This is a genomic window from Myroides guanonis, assembly GCF_900114085.1.
GTDB lineage: Bacteria > Bacteroidota > Bacteroidia > Flavobacteriales > Flavobacteriaceae > Flavobacterium > Flavobacterium guanonis.
In genome coordinates this window covers 163084-183495 of sequence record NZ_FORU01000002.1, presented here as the reverse complement: position 1 = coordinate 183495, position 20412 = coordinate 163084, and the positions used below count along the sequence as shown (strand labels likewise).

The 20412-nt window shown below is 34.9% G+C and carries 18 protein-coding genes and 1 tRNA gene; 13 read left to right on the top strand and 6 right to left on the bottom strand.

Annotation, left to right across the window (positions count from 1 at the left end; all coding sequences use genetic code 11):
- Positions 1-6 precede the first annotated feature (6 nt).
- From murC to BM024_RS02825, 8 genes are all read left to right on the top strand, one after another.
- The gene (murC, locus tag BM024_RS02860; RefSeq protein ID WP_090677948.1) at positions 7-1392 is read left to right on the top strand and encodes a UDP-N-acetylmuramate--L-alanine ligase; all 1386 of its coding nucleotides are present in this window, start codon (positions 7-9) and stop codon (positions 1390-1392) included.
- Positions 1389-2123 (top strand): cell division protein FtsQ/DivIB, encoded by a 735-nt coding sequence (locus BM024_RS02855; RefSeq protein ID WP_090677947.1) that lies wholly within the window; start codon positions 1389-1391, stop codon positions 2121-2123. Before murC ends, BM024_RS02855 begins: the two co-directional genes overlap by 4 nt.
- A 6-nt stretch (positions 2124-2129) precedes the next feature.
- The gene (gene ftsA, locus BM024_RS02850; RefSeq protein WP_090678089.1) at positions 2130-3563 is read left to right on the top strand and encodes a cell division protein FtsA; all 1434 of its coding nucleotides are present in this window, start codon (positions 2130-2132) and stop codon (positions 3561-3563) included.
- A gap of 12 nt (positions 3564-3575) precedes the next feature.
- On the top strand, positions 3576-5618 hold the full coding sequence (ftsZ, locus tag BM024_RS02845) for a cell division protein FtsZ (RefSeq protein ID WP_090677946.1): 2043 nt from the start codon (positions 3576-3578) through the stop codon (positions 5616-5618).
- An 87-nt stretch (positions 5619-5705) separates the two neighbouring features.
- Entirely contained in the window at positions 5706-6158 is a 453-nt protein-coding gene (locus BM024_RS02840; protein WP_090677945.1) for a GatB/YqeY domain-containing protein, read from the top strand.
- A gap of 6 nt (positions 6159-6164) precedes the next feature.
- Positions 6165-6238: transfer RNA gene (locus BM024_RS02835), tRNA-Arg, on the top strand.
- A 185-nt stretch (positions 6239-6423) separates the two neighbouring features.
- Positions 6424-7557 carry a TlpA family protein disulfide reductase gene (locus BM024_RS02830; protein ID WP_090677944.1) on the top strand — a complete coding sequence of 378 codons (1134 nt, stop codon included), beginning with the start codon at positions 6424-6426 and terminating at the stop codon, positions 7555-7557.
- A gap of 83 nt (positions 7558-7640) precedes the next feature.
- On the top strand, positions 7641-8063 hold the full coding sequence (locus BM024_RS02825) for a CBS domain-containing protein (protein ID WP_090677943.1): 423 nt from the start codon (positions 7641-7643) through the stop codon (positions 8061-8063).
- A gap of 115 nt (positions 8064-8178) precedes the next feature.
- Here the strand turns inward: BM024_RS02825 and BM024_RS02820 are convergent, their stop codons facing one another.
- From BM024_RS02820 to xrtF, 5 genes are all read right to left on the bottom strand, one after another.
- The gene (locus BM024_RS02820) at positions 8179-8514 is read right to left on the bottom strand and encodes a heavy-metal-associated domain-containing protein (protein ID WP_090677942.1); all 336 of its coding nucleotides are present in this window, start codon (positions 8512-8514) and stop codon (positions 8179-8181) included.
- A 15-nt stretch (positions 8515-8529) separates the two neighbouring features.
- Positions 8530-10770 carry a TonB-dependent receptor gene (locus BM024_RS02815; RefSeq protein ID WP_090677941.1) on the bottom strand — a complete coding sequence of 747 codons (2241 nt, stop codon included), beginning with the start codon at positions 10768-10770 and terminating at the stop codon, positions 8530-8532.
- Between the two features lie 62 nt (positions 10771-10832).
- Positions 10833-11270, bottom strand: a complete 438-nt coding sequence (locus BM024_RS02810; protein WP_090677940.1) for an HYC_CC_PP family protein — start codon at positions 11268-11270, stop codon at positions 10833-10835.
- Positions 11271-11321: 51 nt separating this feature from the next.
- A complete protein-coding gene (locus tag BM024_RS13890) occupies positions 11322-11756 on the bottom strand; it encodes an exosortase F system-associated membrane protein (RefSeq protein ID WP_090677939.1) in 435 nt (144 codons plus the stop codon).
- On the bottom strand, positions 11753-12283 hold the full coding sequence (gene xrtF, locus BM024_RS02800; RefSeq protein ID WP_090677938.1) for an exosortase family protein XrtF: 531 nt from the start codon (positions 12281-12283) through the stop codon (positions 11753-11755). The genes BM024_RS13890 and xrtF overlap by 4 nt, the downstream gene beginning before the upstream one ends.
- A 70-nt stretch (positions 12284-12353) precedes the next feature.
- Between xrtF and BM024_RS02795 the strand changes: the two genes are divergently transcribed.
- The 5 genes from BM024_RS02795 to BM024_RS02775 all read left to right on the top strand — a co-directional run bounded on the left by BM024_RS02795 (position 12354) and on the right by BM024_RS02775 (position 18420).
- A complete protein-coding gene (locus tag BM024_RS02795; RefSeq protein ID WP_090677937.1) occupies positions 12354-12809 on the top strand; it encodes a GAF domain-containing protein in 456 nt (151 codons plus the stop codon).
- Positions 12810-12959: 150 nt separating this feature from the next.
- Positions 12960-13229: a 30S ribosomal protein S15 gene (gene rpsO, locus BM024_RS02790; protein ID WP_090677936.1), complete on the top strand. Its 270-nt coding sequence runs from the start codon at positions 12960-12962 to the stop codon at positions 13227-13229.
- A gap of 176 nt (positions 13230-13405) precedes the next feature.
- On the top strand, positions 13406-15586 hold the full coding sequence (locus BM024_RS02785; protein WP_090677935.1) for a polyribonucleotide nucleotidyltransferase: 2181 nt from the start codon (positions 13406-13408) through the stop codon (positions 15584-15586).
- 442 nt (positions 15587-16028) lie between these two features.
- Positions 16029-17414 carry an NAD(P)-binding domain-containing protein gene (locus BM024_RS02780; protein WP_090677934.1) on the top strand — a complete coding sequence of 462 codons (1386 nt, stop codon included), beginning with the start codon at positions 16029-16031 and terminating at the stop codon, positions 17412-17414.
- Positions 17415-17556: 142 nt separating this feature from the next.
- Entirely contained in the window at positions 17557-18420 is an 864-nt protein-coding gene (locus tag BM024_RS02775) for a sigma-70 family RNA polymerase sigma factor (protein WP_090677933.1), read from the top strand.
- A 129-nt stretch (positions 18421-18549) separates the two neighbouring features.
- On the opposite strand, the gene lysS is transcribed toward BM024_RS02775, so the two are convergent.
- Entirely contained in the window at positions 18550-20250 is a 1701-nt protein-coding gene (lysS, locus tag BM024_RS02770; protein WP_090677932.1) for a lysine--tRNA ligase, read from the bottom strand.
- Positions 20251-20412 lie beyond the last annotated feature (162 nt).

Below are 20412 nucleotides of genomic sequence, written 5' to 3'. Positions count from 1 at the left end.
AGGGTTATGAGAATAGAGGACATTAAAGCTGTGTATTTTATTGGAATTGGAGGTATTGGAATGAGTGCTTTGGCCCGATATTTCAAGTTTCTAGGCAAAGAGGTTGCGGGTTACGATCGTACATCTACTCAATTAACTCGAGAATTGGAAGCGGCTGGTATTGTTATACATTTTGATGATGCTGTTGAGAATATCAATGAAGTTTTTAGGGATGTTTCCTCTACTTTGGTGGTGGTTACTCCTGCTGTTCCAAAGACACATTTGGAATGGAATTATTTTATTGATAATGGTTTTGAGATTAAGAAACGTGCGGAAGTATTAGGGATAATAACTAAAGATACCTATTGTTTTGCTGTTGCTGGAACTCATGGAAAGACAACAACGACGAGTATTTTGGGACATGTTCTTTATGAAAGTGGTGTTGATGTTACGGCATTTGTTGGTGGTGTTGTTGAAAATTATCAGACTAATTTAATTGGTAGTGGTAAAACAGTAACAGTGGTAGAGGCAGATGAGTTTGATCGTTCTTTTTTAAAATTGTATCCGAATATGGCTTGTGTGACTTCTACAGAAGCTGATCACTTGGATATTTTTGGAACTGCCGAAGAAATGCTTGTCGCATTCAAGGATTTTGCTGCAAAAGTTGAAGATAAAACACATTTTTTTAAAACACCTGCTGTTGATTTAGAGGGTGTGGAGGTTGCTGTTCGATTGGGAGAAGATTGCGGAAACACTGCTTTTTCAATTTGTAATATTGAGATTGAAAATGGATGGTATGTTTTTGATATTCAAACTCCAAATGAACGTATTGCAGGAGTGCGTTTTGCATTGCCTGGACATCACAATCTTTCGAATGCACTTTTGGCGTTTGCAATGGCTTATACATACGGAGTAGAAAGTGATAAGATAGTAGCGGCTCTTGAAAGTTTTCAAGGGGTTCGCAGAAGGTTTTCATATAAGTTAAGAGATGAAAAACTTATATATATAGATGATTATGCACATCATCCTACCGAGATTCGTGCTGTGGCACAAGCTGTACATGAGTTGTATAGTGATAAAAAAATAGTGGCTGTTTTTCAACCTCACTTGTTTTCTAGAACGAGGGATTTTATGGATGAATTTGCTGCAAGTTTATCTGAATTTGATAATGTAGTATTGATGGATATTTATCCTGCTAGAGAATTGCCTATCGAAGGAGTGACTTCAAAAAGGTTGTTAGAGAGAATAACATCTGATTCTAAGGATATAGTTTCTATGGATGATATAGTGTCGTATTTGCAGGAATCAGATGCCGATATTATATTGACTTTAGGTGCTGGAGATATTGGTGAAAAAGTAGAAGAAATAAAAGAAGGATTGATAGAAAAGCTTAAAAATTCGAAAAAAGCGTGAAGATTCTAAGAAAAATAAAATGGAGCGACTTACGATTGATTTTGATTTTTATAGTTATAATCGGGCTGTATTCCTTTGCAAATAAGCGAAGTGAGGTTAGGGCGATAGAAAATGTAGAAGTTAGGTTTTATGGAAATGGCGACCATTTTATTACTAGTCAAAATGTTAATAACTTGTTGATACAAAGTTTTCCTAAGCCTTTTAATATTAATAAATCTAGTCTAGATTTGAATAGTTTGGAGGCAGGTGTACAGGAAAATGAGATGGTTAAAAGCGCTGATGTTTTCGTGACTGTTGATGGGAAATTGGTTGCAGATGTTTGGCAAAGACGTGCTATTGGACGTGTTTTGAATGAAGGAGAGTCATTTTACATTGATTCAGAGGGAACTATAATGCCGTTGTCGTCTAATTACACTGCACGCGTACCGATTGTTGTTGGAAGAGTGGATAAGTCAAATAGTAAAGCGTTAGCAGGTTTATTAAAACAGATTGACGAAGATGCTTTTTTGAAGAAGAATATAACTGGAATTACCATTGGTGTAGATCAAAAAATGGAGATGAGAAGTCGTGATCAAGATTTTAAGATTCTATTTGGTGGTTTTGATCAGATTACAAAGAAGTTCGAAAATTATAAAGCTTTTATAAACTTCGCGTCTAAAGATAGCGTGTTGATTGGGCAGTATAAAACAATAAATCTAAAATTTACCCAGCAAGTGGTGTGTACCAAATAAATGAATATGGAAAGAGAAAATATAGCTGTTGGATTGGATATCGGAACGACTAAAATAGTTGCGATGATAGGCAAGAGAAACGAGTATGGCAAACTCGAAATTTTAGGGCTTGGTAAAGCAAAAAGCTTAGGTGTAAAGCGCGGTGTTGTTAACAATATCACGCAGACTATTCAGTCTATACAGAATGCTGTTGTGGAAGCTGAGGCATCTTCTGGATATAAAATAAAGAATGTTGTGGTTGGAATAGCTGGGCAACACATCCGCAGTATACAGCACAGTGACTATATAAGTAGAGAGAATCCGGATAAGGTTATTGACGATATGGATATAGAGCAGTTAATTGCTCAAGTTCAGAAGTTGAGTATGTTACCGGGTGAAGAAATAATTCACGTATTACCTCAGGAGTTTAAGATTGATGGCGAGCCAGGAGTGAAAGAACCTATTGGTATGTATGGTGGGCGCTTAGAGGCTACTTTTCATGTGGTAGTTGGTCAGGCTGCCTTAATAAAGAATGCTGGTAGATGTATAAAGGATGCTGGTTTAGAGCTTTCTGGTATTACGTTAGAGCCATTGGCGTCAGCAGAAGCTGTGCTAAGTTTTGAAGAGAAAGAAGCTGGTGTTGCTTTGATTGATATAGGTGGTGGTACAACAGATTTGGCCATTTTTAAAGATGGAATTATTCGTCACACAGCTGTAGTTCCTTTTGGAGGTAATGTTATAACAGATGATATTAAAGAAGGGTGTTCTATTATTGGAAAACAAGCTGAATTGTTAAAGGTGAAATTTGGTTCTGCTTGGCCTGGTGAAAATAAAGACAATGAAATTGTTTCTATTCCTGGTTTAAGAGGTAAAGATCCAAAGGAGATTTCTCTTAAGAATTTGTCGAAAATAATTCATGCTCGTGTTGAGGAGATTATAGAGCTTGTGTTTTCAGAAATCAAAACATATGGTTATGAGAATCCTCAGAAAAAATTAATTGCCGGTATTGTATTGACAGGTGGTGGTGCAGAGTTGAAACACATTAAGCAATTGGTAGAATATAAGACAGGTATTGATACTCGTATAGGATATCCAAATGAGCATTTAGCAGGAGATTCTGAGAAAGAAATTTCTAGTCCTTTGTTTGCTACGGCTGTTGGATTGGTTATGGAAAGTGACCGCAATCGTACACGTGGAGCAGTTTCTTTAGAGTCATTAAAAGAAGAAGCGAGATTACAAGAGGTTAAGCAAGTTGTTGAAATTAAAAGAGAGAATCCTTTTGATTTTAGTGATAGTCAAGCGCCTCATACGCCTAATAGGGCGGTTTATACAGAAGAGAAACTGAGACAATCAGAGACTCGTTCTGAGGAAGAACAACTTTCTACAGCCGATAGATTTGAGACAGGCTTCTTAGGAAAGTTTTATAAAAAGATTAAAGAATTCATTGAAAAGTCAGAATAAAAAGCGATACGTATGGAGACTACAGATTTTGGAAACATCAAGTTTGATTTGCCTAAAAACCAATCAAACGTTATTAAAGTAATTGGAGTAGGAGGAGGAGGAAGTAATGCAATTAACCACATGTTTAAGCAAGGGATTAAAGGGGTGGATTTTGTGGTATGTAATACTGACTCTCAGGCCTTAGAAAACAGTACAGTTCCTAATAAAATTCAGTTGGGTATTAACCTAACGGAAGGTTTAGGAGCAGGGGCTAACCCTGAGGTAGGACAACAATCTGCCTTAGAAAGTATCGAGGAAATTGAAAAAATGTTGGATACCAATACAAAGATGGTGTTTATTACTGCAGGAATGGGGGGAGGAACAGGTACAGGTGCTGCACCAGTCATCGCTCAACTTTCTAAAGAAAGAGACATTTTAACTGTTGGTATTGTGACTATTCCTTTTCAGTTCGAGGGTAAAGTTCGTCAAGAACAAGCCTTGAAAGGAGTGGAACGACTTAGAAAAAATGTTGACTCGCTTATCGTGATTAATAATAACAAGCTTCGTGAAGTTTATGGAAATCTTGGCTTTAAGGCTGGGTTCTCTAAAGCAGATGAAGTTTTAGCTACTGCTTCTCGAGGGATTGCAGAAGTTATTACACATCACTATACGCAAAATATTGACTTAAAAGATGCTAAAACAGTACTTTCAGACAGTGGTACTGCTATTATGGGATCTTCTGTAGCTTCAGGTGAAACGAGAGCTAAGGAAGCGATTGTTGAAGCATTGGATTCTCCATTATTGAATGATAATAAGATTAGCGGAGCTAAAAACGTATTGCTGTTAATTGTTTCAGGTACTAATGAAATTACTATTGATGAGATTGGTGAAATAAATGATCATATTCAGACAGAAGCAGGACATAATGCTAATATCATTATGGGGGTTGGTGAAGATGAATCTTTAGGTGAATCTATTTCTGTTACAATCATTGCTACTGGTTTCAATGTAGAGCAACAAATGAATATTGTGAATTCTTCTGAGCCTAGAGTGATTATTCATGCTTTAGAAGAAGAACAAAAAGTAGTTCGTGATTTAACACAAACTCATACTCCAACTATTGGTTTTACATCTCCTCAAGAGCCTTTAGCTCATAAAGAACCTGAAGTTCATGTAGAACAAGAAATTGTTGAAGAAAGAAAAGTATACAATTTAGATGATGACGCTCCTATAGGGGGATTGGGAAACGACGGTAATGGTGGTTTTCAAGTTGAAAAAAAAACTACTAGCGAAGGAGTAAATCATGAGGTTGCTTCTGGTTTAGATGTGTTTTTTGAAATCGTTGAGCCAACTGTGAAAACTACAGCTACAGATTCTCCTATTGAGAATACTATTGCGAAGGTTAGAGATATTAGAGAGATTCAGGTTGTTGAACCTGAGTTTGTAATTGTAGAGCCAAAAGTTCAACAGCAAGAGATAGCTAAGCCTTTTTATCAAGTTCATGAGCCAATTATAGCTCATAAAGTTGAAGAGCCAGTTTTGTTTCAATTAGAGGAAGTGCAATCAGTTGTTTCTTCGGAGCAGTCTAGATTTGAACAGCCAAAACAATCTGTATTTTCAAATGAATCCATTACTTCAAATAATGATGTAGTTCGCTATTCATTGGAAGATTATATGGAAGTTGAGAATGAGTTAATGAATTCAAAACCTAAAACTGTTCATACTGAAGCGATAGAAGAGGAGTTTAAGTTTAGTATTCGCACAAGTGAAGAAGAAATTCCAACCACCCATATAATCCATGAGGAAGTGAATCCTATGGAAATGAGTATTGAAGAGGTTTTGAGAAATAGAACAGAAGAACGCAAAAGAAAAATGAAGGACTTTAATTATAAGTTCAATACTTCTAATGCGCAGTTGGATGATCTTGATCGAGAACCTGCTTATAAAAGAATGGGAGTTGATTTAGAATCTACTAATTCTGATGTCAACAGGTCTAGAATGACAGTTGGATTAGATAGTAATAACGATTCTAAGTTGCGTTCTAACAATTCTTTTTTACATGATAATGTAGATTAGTGAGAACATGAAAGATTTAAAATAACCCGAAAGCAGTTTTGTTTTCGGGTTATTTTTTATATTTGTGAAAATTAAAAAATCAAGACTATGAGTTTGCAAAAACAAATTATGGATGCATTGAAGGAAGCAATGAAATCGAAAGATACTACAGCTCTAGAAGCGTTGCGTGCTATTAAATCTGAATTGTTATTAGCACAAACTCAGTCGGGTGCTAAGGAAGAACTTAGTGCTGAAGATGAGATTAAGATACTTCAGAAATTAGTGAAGCAAAGAAAAGATAGTGCGGCTATATTCAGTGAGCAGAATCGTTTAGATTTAGCTGATCCTGAAATAGCACAAGCTAAAATTATTGAACAGTTTTTACCAGAACAGTTAAGCGTAGAAGAAGTTGAAGCTGTAGTGGCTTCGATAATTGAGAATGGTTCATTTTCTGGAATGGCTTCTATGGGACAAGTAATGGGATTGGCTTCTAAGGAATTAGCAGGAAAGATAGACGGTAAAACAATATCTACTGTTGTTAAGGCTTTACTTTCTAAATAATATTGGGGCCGCGTAGTTCAACTGGATAGAATATCAGATTTCGGCTCTGAGGGTTGGGGGTTCGAAACCTCCCGCGGTCACTTTTTAATAGAAACCGTTTCAATTTATTTTGAAACGGTTTTTTTATTCTTATAAGTTGTGTGTTTTATTCTTTGGTTAAAGATTTTATTTTAACTTAAAAAACGTTAAGTTTACTAGGGTTTCTTAGATGTAAGATTGTTTAAGTACTGAATAATGTAATTTTTAAAATTAAAATATACTTCATATGATAAGAATCGGTGTTAGCGTTATTTGTTTGCTTTCTTTATGTATTGTTAGTGCACAAGAATTAACGATTAAAGGGACTTTAAGGGGGTTTGATGAGGGAGCTCAGGTTGTATTGAGGGATCTGGAATCGATGGAGGTTGTTGGTACCACTGAACTTCTAAATAATGAATTTAGTCTATCTCGATTTGAAAAAATTGATTTTCCTAGAACAATACATTTATCAATTGGAGGGGAAACAGAAAGACGTTCAGATGTGTTTTTATTTGTAGAGAATGGAGAAAACATTGCTATTCATTCTCAGTTTGAAAATTTCGAGGATAACCTCAGAGTTGAAAATTCTAAGTATTATGCTGTTCAGCAAGATTTTAATAGTCTGACAAAAGAGCTTTCTGATAAAAGAAATGAATTGATGCAGGAATATATGCAAAAGTATTATGGAAAACCTGTGGATGAATCAGTTTCGGAATCAGTTTCGGAATCTTATTGGGGGAAGGATGGATCTATTGGGAAGATAGATTCTGAAGTTGATAATATAAACAAAGCTTATTTACTGGAAAATGCTAATAATTATTTTTCGTTATCTTATATCGTACGAAGTTTTACTAGGATAGAAAAGCCTGTTTTGAGTGAAATGTATGAAAAGTTAGATGAGAACTTGAGGGTTTCTAAATATGGAGTTTTTCTTAAAACTTATATTGATTCACGTCAAATGGAAGAGGGAATGGAGTATGCTGATTTTAATTTTGAGAATAAAAATGATGAAAAGCAGAAGCTATCAAATTATTTTGACGGACGTTATTTGCTTGTAGATTTCTCTACTCTTTATTGTGGGGCTAGTCAAATGTCAAGACCCGGTTTAGAAAAGTTGAGTAATATGAATAAAGAAAAAATAAATGTCTTGACTTACTATATAGATCAAGACGAAGAGGGATTTAGGAATTATATTGTTGACGGGGTGGATAATTGGAATATCATACGCAATTCTGATGGTAGGATGAATGATGCTTTAGCACAATACATTATAAGTGGTACTCCAACTTATTTTTTGTTTAATCCTGAGGGAGTATTAATTAAAAAATGGAGCGGTTATGGTGAGGGTACTGTAGATGAGATTGAAGGGTTAATTAAGTAATATATTTTCTAACATGACAAATGTCATAATGTTAGCCAAAATATCAATGTATTTTTGTCCTGTAATTTAATAGCATGTTCACTATGAAGGAGAGAATACCTGTATCTATTGTAATGACAGAGAATGTTGTTAAATTGAATTTGAAAGACACTTTAAGTAAAGCGGAAGAGTTATTCCTAAAGCACAATATTCGTCATTTACCTGTAGTTGATGGGGATCGTATCGTTGGAATTCTTAGCTATACTGATTTATTACGAGTTGGAGTTGCTGAAGGATTAGATGAAGAGGATAGAGTGATTAGTGCTACTATTTATGATATGTATTGTCTAGAGCAGGTTATGACAAAAGACGTAGTTACAATTGAATCTCATACAAATGTGAGGGAAGCTGCGGAAATATTGGTAAAAAGTGGGTTTAGGGCTTTACCTATTATGAAAGATGAGAATTTGGTTGGGATGTTAACTACTACTGACCTTATTTTATACTTATTAAAGCAATATGATTAAAATAGCTGTGAAAAAGAAAATTTTTGATTTTGTAGTTTTGAGTTTGCTACAAGATTACATATTGTAGTTTGAGTTTAAAAAAGCCCTAATTATTTAAATTAGGGCTTTTTGTTTGTTATTTACGTTCATATTTACAGCAAGAGTGAAGGCTGTTGTATTCTTCTTCTGTTGCTTTTACATGCTTGGTGTCATGTCCTACTTTTGCGATTGCTTTTTCAACTTCCAATACGTCTACTTTTTTTGGATTTAAAAAGAGTTCCAATTGTTTGTTATCTACTGACCATTCTGCGGCTCTAACTCCTTTTACAGATAACGCTGCTTTTTCAATTCGTTTTTTACACATTCCACATTGACCGTTTACTTCAACGATTTCTTTGTTCTTTGGTTTCTCCTGTGCGTTTATAGCTATTGAGAAGAAACTTGCTAATGCAATAAGGATGTAATTTTTCATTTGATTGTTTTTTAGTTATTTAATTTTATATCTAAGTCCTGCATAATACATTTGACCAAATATTGGTGCATACACTATAGAGCTGTCAAAGTCTGTTCCAAACGGTTGGTCTGCTCCTAAAATAATACGGTCTTGTGTGTAATTAGTCATATTTTCTCCTCCTATGTAAATTTCAAATCTGTCAGAGAATACTTTTGTGATTTGCGCATTTACGGTAGAGAAAGGGTTGGTGTATGGTTTTAATTGGTTTTCTACAGCATTTTGACTTGTATTTGGTAAACGTTGTTTTCCAATCCAATTATAGGTTGCATCAAACTTCCAGCTTCCTCCTTTTTCTGTAGTTTGGGTTTCATATTCTAAATTAGCGAATAGTCTGTGTTTAGATTGTAATGGGCGTTCTTTTCTGCCACTCTGATAATCGGTTTGTATGTCGTAATATTTATATGCGCCTCGTAAGTTTAGGTTGTGCGCTAAATTGTAGTTCAAATCTATTTGAAGGCTGTTTGCAAATGATTTTCCGTCTAAGTTGTAGAAGTTAACTTCATGTGAGTTTTGGTCTATGTCTACAATTATTTGGTTTTCAAAATCGGTTCTATAAAAGTCGACTGTTATGTTTCCTTGTTTGCTGAGCAAATTAAAGTCCTGGGAAAAGCTTAATCCATAATTCCATGCAATTTCTGGGTCAAGCCCGTAGATGTCACCTTGTACGTTATGAATTATGAACTGACGGTTACTAGCGAAGAAACTTTGATTCTCTGCAAAAATATTAGCTAATCGCTTTCCTCTTCCTGCTGATAATCTAAATGTTCCTGTACTCCAAGGGCTGTATTTTAAATGAAAACGCGGTGTCATAAAAACCCCCATTCGATTGTGGTAATCGACTCTTAGGCCCGCTATGAAACTTAAATTCTCTGTGTTGTTATAAGTGTATTCGAAAAATCCACCTACAGAGTTGTCCATACGGTCAAAATTTTGATTTAGTGAGAAGGCTACATATTCATTGTAGTTGTCCATAGTAAAACTTACTCCGGTAGAGAAGTTATTCATTGTGTTACTGATTATAGAGCCAAAAATAAAATTCGTATATAGACTATTGTGTTGAATGTTGTATGGGTTTAGCCCAAAATAGGAGTCTTGTTTGTGGTAATTATAGGATACTTGCAATCCCATATTTTGAAAAGGCATGTCTGGAAATACATATCCCACCTTTGCACTTAGATCGACTTTTTCTGTGTTTATTTCAGAACCCCATATTGTAGGTTTAAGTTTGTCTGTTTTTTTGTCAAAATCAACTTCTCCCATTTGCTTGTTATCTTTCATATAACGCAAGGTCAAAAAGCTTACGACTCCTTTTTCGAGATTGGTATATTGCCAACGATTCATTACGTTGATCTGTTCTCCTATCGGGGAGTCAAGAAAGTTGTCATGATTCATATCGTTTTTATTCTGACGTAGATTTCCGTGTAGAAATAGAGAAGTACTCCATTTGTCAGAAACTTTCTGATTGAGATGGATGTTTGCTTCAAAGCGGGCGTCGGTGGAACCATATAAGTTTACAAAGAGTGGAATATCGTTTAATGGTTTTATCAATTCCGTGTTGATTTGGCCAGAGATACTTTCGTATCCATTAACGACACTTCCTGCTCCTTTGGTTACTTGGATACTCTCTACCCAAGTTCCTGGTGTAAAAGATAGTCCATAGGCTTGTGAAGCACCACGTACGGATGGAATGTTTTCTTCTGCAATAAGAATGTAAGGACTAGTTAGTCCAAGCATTTTAATTTGCTTAGTTCCTGTTATTGCATCAGCGAAGTTTACATCAATTGCAGGGTTGGTTTCAAAGGCTTCTGCAATGTTGCAACAAGCTGCTTTTAGAAGTTCTCCACTGCTCATGGTGATCGTATTGGCTGTTCCGCTAACTGAGCGTGTAGTATTTCTCTTTTTTGTTTTTAAAAGTACTTCTCCTAAAATGTTGTCTGGTTTGAGGATAATTGTTTTTAATGATTTTGTATTGGATATAGGGAGCTTTCTCTCTTCATATCCAACATATGAAATGATGAGAACTCCGTTTTCGTGCAAGGGAATTTTAAAAGTTCCATTTGCTTCTGATGTGGTTCCAATTGTTGTGTTTTCCCAAAAGATTGACGCGCCAAGTATCGGGCTATTGGTTTCGTCTACAATAGTTCCGTTGAGTTGTTCTTGTGACCATAAGGATAGACTTAAGGCGCACAATACAACAGTAATAAAATGTTTCATTTATAGGTGTTTAGATGTATTAACTTTTTTTGTAGCTTTTCTACTTATATAAAAAAGTTATATCACCCGTAAAATTGAAATTTACAATAGAGTTTAAAAAGAGGGGGTGCGTGAGTGTCTGTGTAGAACTCAGGAATGACTGGAGATATCTCTCCTAGAATAATATTGCTAAAAATGGGATAAAACCAATCTGTGTCCGGTGATATTAACTCTAGCTGTAGAGGTAATACCTTGACAAAGGAAGATATATCTAAGTTTGGTTGAGTGATTTCATTTTTACAACAACTATCTTCTTTTGTTTCGGAATCTGTATGTTCTGTAGAGCAGCAACTAGGTTTGTCTTGTGTTTCAGTACAGCTACCTTTTTCATGTTTACCTGCAATAGAAAATAGTGTTTTCTGCAATTGTCCTTGACAAGAGTGTGCATTGATAGACCACCCTATGTTTGAGAAAATTAGGATGGCTAAGAAAAGATAACTAAAATGTTTTCTATTAGACATGTAACAAAAGTATTTAAATTGAAGTGAATTAAATGTTAAAATTTTAAAAATTTATGGAGTTGTTCTTTTTTGATAGAAGAGAGCACCAATAAATATCAATAATAAAATAGGGTGAATTAAGAATCTTCTAGTATATATCAGTATTTGTAAATTGTCCGCTTTGAAGTGTAGGCTATAGCATAAAAGCAATAGTAAGACTATGTAAAAAGTTAGATAGATTATAGATATAATTTTAAGATGTGCTTGCTTTTGAAATATGTTCCATAGTATTGCTATAGAAAAGAAGCTGTTTAGCAGAAATCTTACAGTATAGGATATGTATAGTAACGTGTAGTCGGTATTTGGAAAAGGCAGATTATGGTAGTTCTGTTTGAAATAGGAAATTAGTGGGTCATAAAACAATTCGGTTTCGAAATTTCGAATCAATATAAGTGCTATTAGTGATAGTAGTCCAATTACTAATCTTTTTATGTTTGTTTGCTTCATGGTTTTTTATTTAGTTTAAAAATCCATATTAACCATAGTAGTAAAACATATCCATAGATGCTTAAAGGAAATAATATGTCGTGTAGAAAGTCTTTGTGTTGAGGATAATGATGCAACCCTAGGATGAACAAATCAATTCGAAGAATGTTTAGCGTGAAAATAGAGAGACTACCTAATAATATGAACAAAAAGGTTCTGAATAATCCTGAGTAAAAGGCAAATATAAATGAGGCGAAAAGAATGATAATGCTTATGCTGTTGCAGCCTTCTATAATTTTCACAATGGCTTTATCTGGGTTTATAAAAACGAGTACTGCGGGTTCTAGATTTGATTTTAGAAGAGAGACTTTTAAATCAAATAATTGGAGACTTTTTTGTGTGATTTTTGCAACATAATTTGAAATAGGGTCTAGTTGAAGATTCTTTGCTTCAAATTGTTTTAGGTATTTGTAATATACTGCGCTTAAGGAAGTGTATATTGCAGTAAAGCGTAATATGAAAAAAACAAAGGGTGGTAAGGTTTTCATTTAAAAATCTTTTTTAACTAAAATACAACCTAGATTTGAATAGATAAAAAATATATTTGTAAAAAACGATATGAATTACGAAGAAGCTGAATTAATTACCCAAAAGATTTTAAGAAAGGAAGGGGTTTCTCGTGATGAAAAGCTACAAGAGCTTTGCGAGTATATGGAAATAGAGTTTTCTCTCTATGATTGGGTAGGTTTTTATTTTGCAGCAGAGTCAGATACTGTTCTTTATTTAGGTCCTTTTGCTGGGGAGCCTACAGATCATACAGTTATTCCTTTTGGAAAGGGAATTTGTGGGCAGGTAGCAGTTAGTGGGAAAACATTTGTTGTCGATGATGTAAATGCACAGGATAATTATATTGCTTGTAGTATTGATGTTCGGTCAGAAATAGTTGTTCCAATTTTCGTTAATGGTAAGAATATTGGGCAGATTGATATCGATTCACATACAGCAGAGGCTTTTGGAGACGAGGATGTTTTGTTTTTGGAGAAGGTTGCTGAGGAGGTTGCTTTATTGTTTTAATAAATAATCGAGTTAGCAGGACTTTTATTTTAAAAATAAAGTAGATTTTTTCGATGTGTTTAGTTTTATTTCAAAAATAGAATTACATTTGCGCCTGAATTGTACGGGTTGTATAATTCATTACATAATAATCATTTAAAGAATATTGGCATGTATTTGACAAAAGAAATTAAAGGAGATATTTTTACTAAACACGGTGGAAATATTGCAAACACAGGTTCTGCAGAAGGGCAAATCGCACTTTTTACATTCAGAATTTCACACTTAACTGAACACTTGAAAAGAAATCGTAAAGATTATAATACAGAGCGTTCATTAGTACTTTTAGTAGGAAAAAGAAGAAGACTTCTTGATTACTTGAAGAAAAAAGATATCAATAGATATCGTGAAATTATTAAAGAATTGGGTATTAGAAAATAATCCATACTAAAGAGGTGCTTTTGCGCCTCTTTTTCTTTTTAGTCTTTTGGCAGAAAAAAAGTCTGGTTTTTCATTGGGTTTCATACAACTACACACAACTACAACAACACAACAACCCATTTAGTCCTTTTTTATAAAGGCGAAAACCTTTTAATTAATCAAAGTAAAAATTTAGTATGATTCCTAAGGTAACTAAAGAAATTATCGATTTGGGAGATGGTAGAAGCATCTCCATCGAAACAGGAAAATTGGCAAAACAAGCTGATGGTTCTGTTGTGGTGCGCATGGGAGATTGTATGTTGCTTGCAACTGCGGTTTCAGCGAGAACAGCAAATCCAGGGGTGGACTTTTTGCCACTAACTGTAGATTACAGAGAGAAATTTTCTGCCGCTGGACGTTTTCCAGGAGGCTTTTTTAAACGTGAAGCTCGTCCGAGTGATAGAGAAATTTTAACCATGAGATTGGTTGACCGTGTGTTGCGTCCTCTTTTTCCAGATGACTATCATGCAGAGACTCAAATCATGATTCAGATGATGTCTTATGACGAAGAAGTAATGCCAGATGCATTAGCTGGTTTAGCGGCTTCAGCTGCTTTAGCAGTGTCTGATATTCCTTTTTACAATTATATTTCAGAAGTACGTGTTGCACGTGTTGATGGGAAATTGATTGTAAATCCTAGTAAAGCCCAATTAGAGGTTGCGGATCTTGATATGATGATCGGTGCTTCTAAAGATTCTATCGCAATGGTAGAGGGGGAAATGAAAGAAGTTTCTGAAGCTGAAATGATTGAAGCTATTAAATTCGGTCATGAAAGTATCAAAGCTCAAATCGAAGCACAAGAACGTATGCGTGCTGCTTTAGGTTTGGGATATAGAACGTATGAAGGAGAAGAAGAAGATGCAAATGTAGAGTCTGCTATTCATTCTGCTGCATATGATAAAATGTATACTATTGCTTCATCTGCTAGTTCTAAACAAGAACGCAGTGAGAATTTTGATATTGTTAAAGCAGAGGTGTTAGCTTTATTCTCAGAAGAGGAGCAAAGTGCAAAATCTGATATGATTTCAATGTACTACTCTAAAGTTCAAAAAGAAGCAGTTCGTAATGTTATTTTAGATCAAGGTCTTCGTTTAGATGGTCGTAAAACGGATGAGATTCGTCCTATTTGGTCAGAAGTAAATTACTTGCCATCTGCTCATGGTTCTTCTATTTTTACACGTGGAGAAACACAAGCATTAGCAACTGTTACTCTTGGAACATCTAGAGAGGCTAATATTATTGATTTACCAAGTGATCAAGGAGAAGAGCGTTTCTACTTACACTATAATTTTCCTCCATATTCTACAGGAGAAGCAAGACCACTAAGAGGTACTTCTCGTAGAGAGGTTGGGCATGGTAACTTAGCACAACGTGCTTTGAAAAACATGATTCCTGCCGATTGTCCTTATACTATTCGTGTGGTTTCTGATGTATTAGAATCTAATGGTTCTTCTTCTATGGCTACTGTTTGTGCAGGTACATTGGCGTTAATGGATGCTGGTATCCAAATTAGTAAACCAGTTTCTGGTATTGCTATGGGATTAATTTCAGATGCAAAAACGGGTCGTTGGGCTGTTTTGTCTGATATTTTGGGGGACGAAGATCACTTAGGAGATATGGACTTTAAAGTAACAGGTACTGCTGAAGGAATTACAGCTTGTCAAATGGATATCAAGATTGAAGGTTTGGCATATGATATCATGGAACAAGCTTTATCTCAAGCTCGTGATGGTCGTTTGCATATTTTAGGTAAAATCATGGAAACTATGGAAGTTCCAAATGCTGACGTGAAACCTAAAGCTCCGAAAATTATTACAAGAACTATTCCTGGTAACTTTATTGGTGCTTTGATTGGTCCAGGTGGTAAAGTAATTCAAGAATTACAAAAAGCTACTGGCACAACAATTGTTATCAACGAGGTGAATGAAGAGGGTGTTATTGAAATCCTTGGAACAGATCCAGATGGTATTGAAGCTGTTTTAGCGAAAATTCGCTCTATCACTTTCAAACCAGAAATGGGTGGGACTTATTCAGTGAAAGTAGTTAAAATGTTAGATTTTGGTGCTGTTGTTGAGTATATAGATACACCAGGAAATGAAGTTTTATTACACGTTTCTGAATTGGCTTGGGAGAGAACTGAAAATGTATCTGACGTTGTTAAAATGGGAGATGTATTTGATGTTAAATACCTAGGGGTTGATCCTAAAACTAGAAAAGAAAAAGTTTCTAAAAAAGCTCTTTTACCTAGACCTCCAAGAGAGCCTAAGGCTGAAGGTGATTTTAAACCGAGACAATCTGATTCTGACAAAAAGAATTAGTATTTTGATAAATAGGAAAATGGGCTACAATTTGTAGCCCATTTTTTTTATATATTAACGAAATGATTGGAAAGATATGTTGAGAGCTTAGAGTGCTAATTTTTGGTTAATTCTTTTAAGTTGTTTATTGTTCAAGTGCTTTGTGTTTTGTCTTTTCTTTAAATTTTAGTATATTTGTAGTTGTAAGGAAAATAAATGTGATTAAAGTTTTTATAATCACTTAAATATTTGCACATAGTGCATCTTAATAATAATGGATTTCCTTTCTTTTAAGAGTCTTTCTGACTCTCCTTTATTGGGCTAGTTTTCTAGTCTGTCAAAAATCATTCTTTTGAAGAATGTCGATAGTTGAATCCTTAGTGGTTCTATCTGGACTGAGTAATCAGTATAATCTAGATTATTAATTGCGCTCTGTAAAGGAGCTAAACGATTTTGTAGTAAAATGAAAAATTTAAAAATTGGAATTATTGGTGCTGGTCCAAGCGGGCTTGCTATGTTGAGAGCCTTTGAAGCTGAAGAGAAGAAGGGAAATCCAATTCCAGAAATTAAGTGTTATGAGAAACAGGATAACTGGGGCGGTATGTGGAATTATACTTGGAGAACAGGTGTAGGAAAGTATGGTGAGCCGATTCACGGGAGTATGTATAAGTATCTTTGGTCTAATGGACCTAAAGAGTGTTTAGAGTTTGCAGATTATACTTTTTCTGATCACTTCGAACAGACTATATCTTCTTATCCACCTAGGGAAGTGTTATTTGATTATATACAAGGAAGAATTAGACAGAGTAATGCTCGAAAGTATATTCAGTTTAATACGGTAGCTCGTTGGGTTGATTACATTGAGGGTAAAAAACAGTTCAGAGTTGTTTTTGATAATTTGGTGGAGAACACCACTTTTGAGGAGTATTTCGATTATTTGGTAGTTGGAACAGGGCATTTCTCTACACCAAATATGCCTTATTTTAAAGGGATTGATAATTTTTCTGGTTCTATAATGCATGCTCATGATTTTAGAGGGGCTGATCAATTTACTGGAAAAGATATTTTACTAGTGGGTAGTAGTTATTCTGCTGAGGATATTGGAGTTCAGTGCTATAAACACGGTACGAATTCTGTGACAATTTCTTATAGAACAAATCCTATTGATTGTAAGTGGCCAGATGGAATTAAAGAAGTGCCTTTAGTGACTCATTTTGATGGAGATACTGCTTATTTTAAAGATGGAACTTCTAAGCGTTTCGATGCGGTTATTTTCTGTACGGGTTATCAACATAAATTTCCTTTTTTACCTGATAATCTTAGATTGAAAACCAAAAATTGTTTATATCCTGATGGGATTTATAAAGGAGTGGTGTATAATGATAATACGCAGCTGATTTATCTCGGTATGCAAGATCAGTATTATACTTTTAATATGTTTGATGCGCAGGCTTGGTTTGCTCGTGATTATATGATGGGAAGAATTGCTGTTCCTGAGAAATCATTAAGAGAAGAGGATATTGCAAAATGGATGGAAGGAGAAGCTAATTGTGGGACTAGTTGTGATCATGTTGATTTTCAGACGGAGTATATTCGGGATTTGATGGCTCCAACTGATTATCCAGATTTTAATCTTGACAAGGTTGCAGAAATGTTTAAAAGTTGGTTGTTGGATAAAGAAGAGAATATTCTAACGTACCGTGATAAAATCTATACTTCTGTAATGGATAATACCAAAGCAGAAAAGCATCATACTCCATGGATGAAGGAGTTAGATGATAGTTTGGAACGTTATTTAGAAGAAATCCCTGCTGATGAAAAGGAATTAAGTAAAGTAAATTACTATTAATATATTCTATAAAGCCCCACTAAAAGTGGGGCTTTATTTTTATTTAAAACTTTTTTACAAAAAAATGAAACCTTTTGTACTCATCGTACGTATAACTAGTAGTTGGTGACAACAAAACACAAAATTAAACGGATATAATACTATGAGACAACTTAAAATTACCAAGCAAGTAACCAATCGTGAGACGGCGTCGTTAGATAAATATTTGCAAGAAATTGGTAAGGTAGATTTGATTACGGCAGATGAAGAGGTAGAGTTAGCACAAAGAATCAAAGCAGGTGATCAAAGAGCTTTAGAAAAATTGACTAAGGCGAATTTACGTTTTGTAGTTTCAGTAGCGAAACAATATCAAAACCAAGGGTTGACACTTCCCGATTTGATTAATGAGGGTAACTTAGGATTGATCAAAGCAGCACAACGTTTTGATGAAACTCGTGGATTTAAATTTATTTCTTATGCTGTTTGGTGGATTAGACAGTCTATTTTGTCTGCCTTGGCAGAACAATCGAGAATCGTACGTTTACCTTTGAATAAGATTGGGTCGATTAATAAAATCAATAAAATGTATGCTTTGTTGGAGCAATCTAATGAGCGACCACCTTCTGCTGAGGAAATTGCTAAAGAGCTTGACATGACTGTTAATGATGTGAAAGAGAGTATGAAAAACTCTGGACGTCACTTGTCAATGGATGCACCTTTGGTTGAAGGAGAAGATTCTAACTTATATGACGTTTTGCGTTCTGGAGAATCTCCAAACCCAGACCGTGAGTTAATTCACGAATCTTTGCGTACTGAGATTGAGCGTGCATTAGAGACGTTGACGCCTAGAGAAGCTGATGTAGTGCGTTTGTATTTTGGATTGGGAGACCAGCATCCTATGACATTAGAAGAGATAGGTGAGACTTTTGATTTGACTCGTGAACGTGTTAGGCAAATTAAAGAGAAAGCTATTCGCAGATTAAAACATACTTCAAGAAGTAAAATCTTGAAAACGTATTTAGGATAAGGATTTAGAATATATAAAAAGCCACTTCAGTATTTAATATGAAGTGGCTTTTTTAATGAGGTTTTTTAAAGTAAAAAGGCGTAGCAAGTATTAGAACTGCTACGCCTTTGTTTTTTTAACGTCTGTATTTTAGTGTTTGTAGATTACTACTTTTACGTCGTTTTCTGTCATTACTTGAGTTAAGTCATGAGAAGCAAGTCCTTTCATGGCTTTGTCCCATTTCTTACCGCTTAAGCCAGCTGTTTCTTTTAGAGTGGTTATTTCCATTTTACCTTCTGCTTTTTCCAATATAGAAACCAATAGCTTTTCATCTTCGGATAACTCTACTTCTATTGTTTTCTTTTCAGGGCGCATTTGTGGGAAGAATAGTACTTCTTGGATGGAAGGGTTGTTTGTTAGGAACATTATTAAACGGTCCATTCCAATTCCTAGTCCTGATGTTGGAGGCATCCCATATTCTAGAGCTCTTAAGAAGTCTTGATCAATAAACATAGCTTCGTCATCACCTCTGTCAGCTAATGCTAATTGAGCTTCAAAACGTTCTCTTTGGTCTATTGGGTCGTTTAATTCTGAATATGCATTGGCAACTTCTTTACCACATATCATAAGTTCAAAACGCTCTGTTAATTCTGGGTTATCACGGTGTTCTTTGGTTAATGGAGACATCTCTTTTGGATAGTCTGTAATGAAGGTTGGTTGTATATAGTTTCCTTCACATTTCTCTCCAAATATTTCGTCTATCAATTTACCTTTACCCATAGAGTCGTCCACTGCTATTCCCATTTCTAGTGCGGCTTGGCGGATTTCATCTTCTGTTTTCCCTGTAATATCAAAACCAGTAAACTCTTTGATAGAGTCTGTCATAGTGATTCTCTTATAAGGAGCTTTGAAGTTTATCTTATGATTTCCAAAAGTAGCTTCTGTTGTTCCGTTTACTTCTTTTGCACAATGTTCTAATAAATTTTCTGTAAAATCCATCATCCAATTGTAGTCTTTATATGCTACATAGATTTCCATTGCTGTGAACTCTGGATTGTGGGTTCTGTCCATTCCTTCATTACGGAAGTTTTTAGAAAATTCATAAACACCATCAAAACCTCCAACGATGAGTCTTTTTAAATAAAGTTCGTTGGCTATTCTTAAGTATAAAGGAATGTCTAAAGCATTGTGATGTGTTATAAAAGGGCTTGCTGCGGCTCCTCCTGGTATAGATTGTAGTACAGGTGTTTCTACTTCAAAATACCCTGCTTCATTAAAATAGTTACGCATTGCGCTAAACAACTTCGTTCTTTTAATAAACGTTTCTTTTATGTGTGGATTTACAACTAAGTCCACATAACGCATTCTATAGCGTAATTCTGGGTCTGTGAAAGAATCAAAAACGTTCCCGTCTGCATCTGTTTTTGGTAGAGGTAGAGGGCGAAGTGATTTGCTTAATAGTGTAAGTTTTTCTACGCGAAGTGTCTTTTCACCAACCTGAGTTGTAAAAAGAGATCCTTCTATACCGATAAAATCACCAAGGTCTATTAGTTTTTTATATACCTCATTATATAAGGTTTTATCTTCTCCTGGGCATAATTCATCTCTATTGATATACAATTGAATTCTACCTTCGCTATCTTGTAGTTCTGCAAAAGAAGCCTTTCCTTGAATTCTAGAAGACATTAGTCTTCCTGCTACAATTACCTGCTTACCTTCCTTAAAATCATCCTTAATTTGCTTTGAAGTGTGGTTCACAGCAAATAGGTTAGCAGGATAAGGATTGACACCAAGTGCTTGTAGCTTACTTAGCTTTTCTCTTCTGATGATTTCTTGTTCTGAAAGTTGCATAATAATTGTGAATTTATATAAGAGCGCAAATATAGTTATTATTTGAGAGCGTGGCAATTGTAAGTGTGTAAATCAAGTGTTGGTTTTCAATAAACGATAGAACTGTTCTATAGTTGCTGATGTTTTGTTTTAAAATTGAAGGACTGAAAGTCAAAGATTTAT